This is a genomic window from Burkholderia sp. A9, assembly GCF_000801975.1.
On record NZ_JSZN01000050.1, the window covers coordinates 1 to 7,811 of the forward strand.

Annotated in this window: 6 protein-coding genes and 3 pseudogenes; 7 read left to right on the forward strand and 2 right to left on the reverse strand. The window is 65.1% G+C overall.

What is annotated here, in order from left to right:
* Together PI86_RS15175 and PI86_RS15180 are read right to left on the reverse strand one after the other, a co-directional pair.
* A partial coding sequence (locus PI86_RS15175; RefSeq protein ID WP_442854579.1) for an NAD(P)/FAD-dependent oxidoreductase occupies positions 1–470 on the reverse strand: 470 nt, incomplete at its 3' end.
* A 79-nt stretch (positions 471–549) separates the two neighbouring features.
* Complete coding sequence (locus PI86_RS15180) at positions 550–2,340, reverse strand: acyl-CoA dehydrogenase (RefSeq protein ID WP_039324135.1); 1,791 nt, start codon at positions 2,338–2,340, stop codon at positions 550–552.
* 882 nt (positions 2,341–3,222) lie between these two features.
* Between PI86_RS15180 and PI86_RS15185 the strand changes: the two genes are divergently transcribed.
* The 7 genes and pseudogenes from PI86_RS15185 to pntA all read left to right on the forward strand — a co-directional run.
* A complete protein-coding gene (locus PI86_RS15185) occupies positions 3,223–4,362 on the forward strand; it encodes a hybrid-cluster NAD(P)-dependent oxidoreductase (protein WP_039324138.1) in 1,140 nt (379 codons plus the stop codon).
* Between the two features lie 120 nt (positions 4,363–4,482).
* Complete coding sequence (locus PI86_RS15190) at positions 4,483–5,712, forward strand: M24 family metallopeptidase (protein ID WP_039324141.1); 1,230 nt, start codon at positions 4,483–4,485, stop codon at positions 5,710–5,712.
* A 55-nt stretch (positions 5,713–5,767) separates the two neighbouring features.
* Positions 5,768–5,941, forward strand: a pseudogene (locus PI86_RS17975) (formaldehyde dehydrogenase, glutathione-independent); the annotation flags it as partial.
* Positions 5,933–6,127 (forward strand): annotated as a pseudogene (locus PI86_RS17805) (formaldehyde dehydrogenase, glutathione-independent); the annotation flags it as partial. The pseudogenes PI86_RS17975 and PI86_RS17805, both read left to right, overlap by 9 nt.
* 132 nt (positions 6,128–6,259) lie before the next feature.
* Positions 6,260–6,850: a dimethylsulfonioproprionate lyase family protein gene (locus PI86_RS15200; protein WP_039324147.1), complete on the forward strand. Its 591-nt coding sequence runs from the start codon at positions 6,260–6,262 to the stop codon at positions 6,848–6,850.
* A gap of 285 nt (positions 6,851–7,135) precedes the next feature.
* Positions 7,136–7,405, forward strand: a complete 270-nt coding sequence (locus tag PI86_RS17235) for a hypothetical protein (RefSeq protein WP_152608126.1) — start codon at positions 7,136–7,138, stop codon at positions 7,403–7,405.
* Positions 7,406–7,479: 74 nt separating this feature from the next.
* Positions 7,480–7,811, forward strand: a pseudogene (pntA, locus tag PI86_RS15205) (Re/Si-specific NAD(P)(+) transhydrogenase subunit alpha); the annotation flags it as partial.

Sequence of the window (7,811 nt, forward strand, 5' to 3'; positions counted from 1 at the left end):
CCCACGCCCATGTTGCCGGTGGCGACGCCTTTCACCGAGCCGTCGTCGTTGTAGAGAATCTCCGCAGCGGGGAAGCCCGGGAAGATCTCGACGCCGAGCGCTTCGGCCTGTGCCCCAAGCCAGCGCGTGACGTTGCCCAGCGATATCACGTAGTTGCCGTGGTTCTGGAAGTTGGCGGGCAGCGCCCAGTTGGGCGTCGTGACCGCACTCTTCTCGGACAGGAACAGGAAGCGGTCTTCCGTCACCTCGACATCGAGCGGCGCGCCGCGTTCCTTCCAGTCGGGGAACAGTTCGTTGATCGCGCGCGGGTCCATCACCGCGCCCGACAGGATGTGCGCGCCGATCTCGGAACCCTTCTCGAGCACGCACACGCCGATCTCGGTGCCTTTCTCGGCAGCCAGCTGCTTGAGCCGGATCGCGGCCGACAGCCCGGCGGGGCCGCCGCCGACGATCACGACGTCGTATTCCATCGATTCGCGCGGGCCGTATTGCGCGAGCAAGTCCTGTGTGGTCAAAATCCTGTCTCCTCCTGCGCTCCGACCGTTACGGTCAGAACTGGTCTTCCGTCAATGCGAGCACGCTCTCGTTGCCCTTCGCGCCGACGATCGACGCTTCGAGCCCGCCTGCCTGCACGAGGACGTGTTCCGCATAGCATTGTGCGATCGCGATCTTCGCATCGAAGAACGCCGTGTCGCTCGCGCGGTTCGCGTGCGCCGCCAGCAGCGCGCGCGCCATCTGCCATCCGCACAGCACCACGCCCGCCAGCTTCAGGTAAGGCACGCTGCCCGCGAACACCGCGTTCGGGTCCTGCTTCACGTTCGCCAGCACGTAGTCCACCGCCGCCGACAGCGCGCGCGCGCCCTTCTCCAGCTGCGCCTTCATCGACGCGGCCGCCGCGCCGTCGAGCTGGCCGAGTGCCGCGACAGTTTCGCCGATCTCCGCGATCAGCGCCTTCGCGACCGCGCCGCCGTCGCGCATCGTCTTGCGGCCGACCAGGTCGTTCGCCTGGATCGCCGTCGTGCCTTCATAGATCGCCAGGATCCGCGCATCGCGATAGTACTGCGCCGCGCCGGTTTCCTCGATGAAGCCCATCCCGCCGTGCACCTGCACGCCCAGGCTCGCCACGTCGTTCACCATCTCCGTGCTCCAGCCCTTCACGACCGGCACCAGATATTCGTAGATTGCCTGATGACGCGCCCGCGTCGCCTCGTCCGAATGGCGGTGGGCAATGTCGCTGTGTGCGGCGGCCACATACGCGAGTGCCCGCGCGCCTTCGGTCAGCGCGCGCATCGTGCCGAGCATCCGGCGCACGTCCGGGTGATGGATGATCGACACGGACTGCTTGGCTGACCCGTCCACCGGGCGGCTCTGCACGCGCTCCTTCGCGAATTCCGCCGCCTTCTGGTATGCGCGGTCGGCCACGCCGATCCCCTGCATCCCGACGCCGAAGCGCGCCGCGTTCATCATGATGAACATGTATTCGAGGCCGCGGTTCTCCTCGCCGACCAGGTAGCCGATCGCGCCGCCGTGGTCGCCGTATTGCAGCACCGCCGTCGGGCTCGCCTTGATCCCGAGCTTGTGCTCGATCGACACGCAGTGCACGTCGTTGCGCGCGCCGAGCGAGCCGTCTTCATTGACCAGGAACTTCGGCACGATGAACAGCGAGATGCCCTTCACGCCTTCCGGCGCGCTCGGCGTGCGCGCGAGCACCAGGTGGACGATGTTGTCCGCCATGTCGTGCTCGCCCCACGTGATGAAGATCTTGGTGCCGAACACCTTGTAGGTCCCGTCGCCTTGCGGCTCCGCGCGCGAGCGCACCAGTGCCAGGTCCGAGCCCGCCTGCGGCTCGGTCAGGTTCATCGTGCCCGTCCATTCACCGGAGATCAGCTTCGGCACGTAGCGCTGCTTCTGTTCGTCGGTGCCGGCCGTCAGCAGCGCCTCGATTGCGCCGTCGGTAAGCAGCGGGCACAGCGCGAACGACAGGTTCGACGCGTTCAGCATCTCGATGCACGGCGTCGCGATCAGCTTCGGCAGCCCCTGGCCGTCGTATTCCGACGGGTGCTGCAGCCCCTGCCAGCCGCCTTCGACGAACTGGCGGAACGCAGCGCCGAAACCGGGCGTCGCCGTCACGACGCCGTCCTTCCAGCTGCTCGGATTGCGGTCGCCCTCGACATTCAGCGGCGCCAGCACTTCACCGCAGAATTTCGCGGACTCGTCGAGCACGGCCTGCGCCGTGTCGTAGCCGGCTTCCTCGAAGCCCGGCAACTGCGCAACGGTGTCGATGCCCGCGAGTTCCTTCAGCACGAACAGCATGTCCTTGACGGGGGCGTTATAGCTCATGGTCGATGTTCCAATCAGGCAGTAAATGAGGGCGCCACTGGATCGCTACGGCAAAACCGGCCAGCGCCAGGCGACGACGTGGCCCATCGTAATGCCGCGTCGACGGTTTCCCATTGTCATATCCGGCCCATATGGTGACAAAACCGGCCACGCGATGTGCGGTGCGATGCCGGAAACGGTCGGCCGGGCGGCGGGGTGCCGGTGCCGGTTTTGCCGGAAACGACGTGCAATCGGCGTGCCTGCCGGGTGGGCCGGCCGTGGGGGCGAAGCGGCGGCGCGACCCGCCGGCGAGGCCGGCGACGGGGAGCCGAATATGGGAATCGCCGAAGGATGCCGGCCATGGGAGAGTGCAAAGGGGCCCGGTTATGGGATGACCTTGCACGCGATGAAGCCGACGCGATGGAAATCCGGCAGCGGATGGCGGGCGACTGCAGTTCCGAGTGGGCGGGTTAACCCTCGACTTGGCAACCCGACATGTGTTCCAAGTGATTCGGCGGCAATCGCGACCCATCCCGCCGCTCTAACCCACCGACATCTCAGTAGCGGCGCGCGCTGCTTGCGGGGAGCGCGAAGCGCGATCGGCAGCCCGCTGGCGCGCATCGCTTCATCGCGACGAAATTCGCCACGGCAATGTCCTGATCGTTACGGCCGAGCCACTGCCCGCGCGGACGCGCGTCACGCATAACCCAATGTAATGGCGCCCGGAAAATAAAGCGCATTGACGCTGTTGTAGTGCACGCCAATACTCGGCGCACAGCGAAGGCAATCCGGATATGGAGCGAGACATCGGAACGAGGCGCTACCGGCCCCTCATCGACGCCCTGCTTTCGCGAATGACAGCGTGCACGTCGCGCGTGCACTGCGCCCCAAGGAAGCGACGCCATGAACTCCGTAGACAGCATGTTCGATCCCGCACACGAAGAACACGAAGCACACGACCGACTCTCCCATCCCGGCACCTGGGACAGCACCGGCAGAACCTGGGCGAGCGGCGAACAGCAGACGCTGACGTGCTGCCGCGTCGTCGACGAGACGCACGACGTCAAGAGCTTCGAATTCCGCGTAGGCGACGGCTCGCCGGTTCGCTTCGAACCCGGCCAGTTCATGACGGTGTCGGCAAACGTCCACGGCCAGTCGGTCGAACGCTGCTATACGATCTCGTCGCCGCCGACCCGCCCCTATCTGCTGTCCATCACGGTCAAGCGGGTGCCCGGCGGCGTGATGTCGAACTGGCTGCACGACAACATGAAGCCGGGCAACCCGCTGCTCGCGTACGGCCCGTCGGGCAGCTTCACGCCGACGGCGGCGCCCGCGGCCAAACTGCTGTATCTGTCCGCCGGCTCGGGCGTGACGCCGCTGATGTCGATGACGCGCGCGAGCATCGATCTCGGGCTCGACCTGGACATCGTGTTCGTCCATAGCGCGAGAACGCCCGCCGACATCGTGTTCCGCAAGGAGCTGCAGCGGCTCGGGGCGCTGTCGCCGCGCCTTCGCACGTTCTTCGTCTGCGAAGGCGTCGGCGACGAAGCGCACTGGCCGGGACCGGTCGGCCGGCTCAGCCTGCAACTGCTTGCCGAGCAGGTGCCCGACTACGCCGAACGCGAAGCGTTCACCTGCGGCCCGGCCGGCTACATGAATGCGGTACGCGACGTGTTGCGCGGCGGCGGACACGATCCCGCGCGCTATCACCAGGAAAGCTTCGACATCAGCGCCGGCGTCGCGCCGGAACCGGCGGCCCCCGCTGCCGAAGCGTCGACGGAGACCTTCACGGTCAAGCTGTCGCGCTCGTCGAAGACGTTCACGATGCACGCCGCCGACACCGTGCTGTCGGCGGCCAGAAAGGCCGGCGTCGCGATCCCGTCGTCCTGCAGCCAGGGCATCTGCGGCACCTGCAAGACCAAGCTGCTCGAGGGCTCGGTCGACATGCAGCACAACGGCGGGATTCGGGACCGGGAGGTTCAGAAGGGCTTCCGGCTGCTCTGCTGCAGCCGCCCGACGTCGGACCTCGTGCTGGAGCTCTGATCCGTCGGCAAGCGCGCGCGGCACGGTCACGGGCCCTTCCACATGAAACCCGGATTGCTCCGTCGCGCGAACGCCCCATTCCCTGCAAACGCACCATCAAACCCATTCAGGAGGAACAGTATGGCGGTCGATCAGCTCCAGGATGTAAGCAGTGCTATCGAACTGAACGACAAGGACGCCGTTCTGCGCGACGTACGGGCATACCGGCTTGCGCGGGTTCAGCAACAGCTGCTCGCGCACAAGGTTCCAGCGATCCTGCTCTACGACCCGGTCAATATCCGCTACGCGACCGATACGTCGAACATGCAGGTGTGGGCCGGTCGCAACCCCGCGCGCTACGTGATGGTGTTCGCCACCGGCCGCATCGTCGCGTGGGAGTTCCACAGCAGCGCGCACGTGTGGGACGGGCTGAATCTCGATGTGGAGTTGCGCGGCGCCGTCAGCTGGACCTACTTCAACGCCGGCCCCAATGCGGAGCAGCGCGTCGAAACTTGGAGCGCCGAGATCGTCGACGTGTTCCGCAAGCATGCGCCAGGCGAGCGCTTCCTGGCCGTCGATCGCCTCGACCCGTTCGGCACTGCGTACCTCGAGAAGCACGGCCTCACGCTGACGGACGGCCAGGAACTGATGGAAACCGCCCGGCTCATCAAGTCGTCCGGCGAGCTCGTGTTGATCGGCGAATCGCTGCGCACCGCCGAGAAAGGCATCGAGCGGATGCGCCGCGAGCTGCGCCCGGGCCTGACCGAAAACGACATCTGGGCGAACCTGCATGACGAGAACATCCGCAATGGCGGCGAATGGATCGAAACGCGCCTGCTGGCGTCTGGCGACCGGACCAACCCGTGGATGCACGAGTGTTCGTCGCGGGTGCTGCAGGCGGGCGACCTGCTCGCGTTCGATACCGACATGGTCGGGCCGAACGGCTATTGCTCGGACATCTCCCGCACCTGGCTCGTCGGCGACGGCCGGCCGTCGGACGAGCAACGCAAGCTGTACGAGTACGCGTACGCGCAAGTCCACTTCAACATGGATCTGCTGCGGCCCGGGATGACGTTCCGCGAGTTCGCGGAAAAGGCGTGGAAGATCCCCGACCCATTCGTGAAGAACCGCTACTGCTGTCTTGCGCACGGCATCGGGATGGTCGACGAGTATCCGGCGATCGCGCATCAGGTCGACTGGGAAAGCTCGGGTTATGACGGCCAGTTCGAGGTCGGCATGACTGTCTGCGTCGAAAGCTACATCGGCGCGGAAGGCGGCAGCCAGGGCGTCAAGCTCGAACAGCAGGTCGTGCTGACCGAACACGGCTGCGTGTCGCTGACCGACTGCAGCTTCGAAACCGACTGGCTGTAATGCTTCACGGAAGGCGTCGCCTTCCATCCAATTACCCGTCACATCGGGAGACACGATGTCAGGCAATCGTGGCGTTGTTCATGTCGGTCCGGGGAAGGTCGAGGTACGCAGCATCGCCTTCCCGGATCTCGTCGATCCGTCGGGCCGCAAGGCCAGTCACGGCGTCATCCTCCGCGTGGTCGCCACCAATATCTGCGGCTCGGACCAGCATATGGTGCGCGGCCAGACGCCGGTGATGAAGTACAACCGCAACCTGATGCAGGCGATTCTGTGGGATCGGCTGAATAGCGCCGAAGTGGTCAACGTGAACGCCATCGATCTCGACAACGTACCGAGCGGTTACGCGGCGTTCGATTCGGGCGTGCCGAAGAAATTCGTGATCGATCCGCACGGCAGATTGCAGGCGGCGGCATGATGCACCATCGGTAGCGATACGTGCATGGCGGCCGGTGCCAAATCGGCCGCCCTTTTTCGCTGTCCGGACCCGTGCGTTTCTGCGTAGACTTTCGTCTCATCAGGCCACATGACCACGGGAGCAGCGAGCAAGATGAGTCAACGCCCGAAGCACATCGCCGATTTCGTCGGGATAACCGGCGATCTGTTCCAGTCGGAAACGCTTCCTCCCGCCGCGCGCGCGTTCGCACCGAAAGTATTCGCGCGGCTGCAGGAACCGTCGGACAACGGAATGCGGAACGCCGTGCGATATCCGGCATGCGCATGGCTCGATCCTGCGCTCGAATCGGTCGCACGCGTCAACCCGGCGTTCGCCACCATCGCGCAGCTGATCAAGTCGCTCGAACCTGTGATCGGCTGGTCGCGACGCACAACGGGAAAGGACGGCAGTCCGAACTACATCGACGGGCACGTGAACGGAATGATTTGCGGACCCGGCGGCGCGGAAAGCCGTGACGACATTCAACTCGGCTTCTCGCTGCTGATGCCCGGCGTCAGGTACCCGGATCATGCTCACGCGCCGGAGGAAGCGTACGTGCTCATGACCGCCGGTGAATTCCGCCAGCAGAACGGCGCCTGGTTCGATCCTGGAATCGGTAGCGGCATCCACAATCTGCCCGGCGCGCTGCATGCGATGCGCTCCAGCGACACGCCGTTCCTCGCGATATGGTGCCTGCTGAATTAATCTGACGATCGTCGCGATGCGCTGATGGGTCCGCCTGCGATCAGCGGCCAGCCATTGACCTACCGGTCGGTCTGGATTGTTGCAGACCGTTGTTGAACGATATCCATCCGTTTCGCGATCGGCCGGATCGTGCCGGCGTACGTGTAAACGATTCAACGCCGGCTCGACACTTCAGTTGCGGTGTACTTCGACGAAATCGCCCCCAAGGATTGCGAGCCAGTCGAGCAACGAGCGGCGCGATCACCGATGGGAGCCGGCCATGGGAATCCGTGAAGGAAGCCGGTTATGGGAACCGCACGCGATCCCGCCGCACGCCGGCCGGCTCAGGCAGCAGCGCACCCGCGCCACACCAGTGAAGCGGCAGTCCAGCCGCGTCGTCAACATCCGTTCGGCCGACGCGATATTGCTCGCCCGTGGATAAAACACAACAGTACAACGGAAGATGCGCTGGAGGCGCTCGCTGCCTCGATAGCCTCATTGTTATGGGGCATACTCTATTCGCGCTCGGTGAACGGTCGTTCGATTTTTGACGCAAACCCGCGCGCCAGCTACTAAACACGCACATGATTCTGGTACCTTGACGCACCGGCCCGAGCGATTTGCGATGGCCATCACCCATCTTTCACACTATGACATTACAGATTGGGATTCCTCTGGAGACAGCCACTGGTGAACGGCGCGTAGCGACCGTGCCCGAAGTGGTCGAGAAACTGATCAAGCTGGGTTTTTCGGTCGCCGTCCAAAGCGGCGCCGGGGCCGGCGCGAACTTTGACGATGACGCGTACCGCGCGGCCGGTGCAACCGTCGCCGCAACCGCGGCCGAGCTCTGGTCCGGCAGCGACATCGTGTTCAAGGTGCGCCCGCCGAGCGCTGACGAAGTCGCGCTGATGCGCGAGGGCGGCACGCTCATCGGTTTCGTGTGGCCGGCGCAGAACCCCGAACTGATGCAGCAGCTGGCCGC

Bases quoted from the DNA above. Each gene is read 5' to 3' on its own strand.
- PI86_RS15200 (WP_039324147.1), top strand. From the start codon at position 6,260: ATGAGTCAACGCCCGAAGCACATCGCCGATTTCGTCGGGATAACCGGC.
- PI86_RS15185 (WP_039324138.1), top strand. From the start codon at position 3,223: ATGAACTCCGTAGACAGCATGTTCGATCCCGCACACGAAGAACACGAA.
- PI86_RS17235 (WP_152608126.1), top strand. From the start codon at position 7,136: ATGGGAACCGCACGCGATCCCGCCGCACGCCGGCCGGCTCAGGCAGCA.
- PI86_RS15180 (WP_039324135.1), bottom strand. From the start codon at position 2,340: ATGAGCTATAACGCCCCCGTCAAGGACATGCTGTTCGTGCTGAAGGAA.
- PI86_RS15190 (WP_039324141.1), top strand. From the start codon at position 4,483: ATGGCGGTCGATCAGCTCCAGGATGTAAGCAGTGCTATCGAACTGAAC.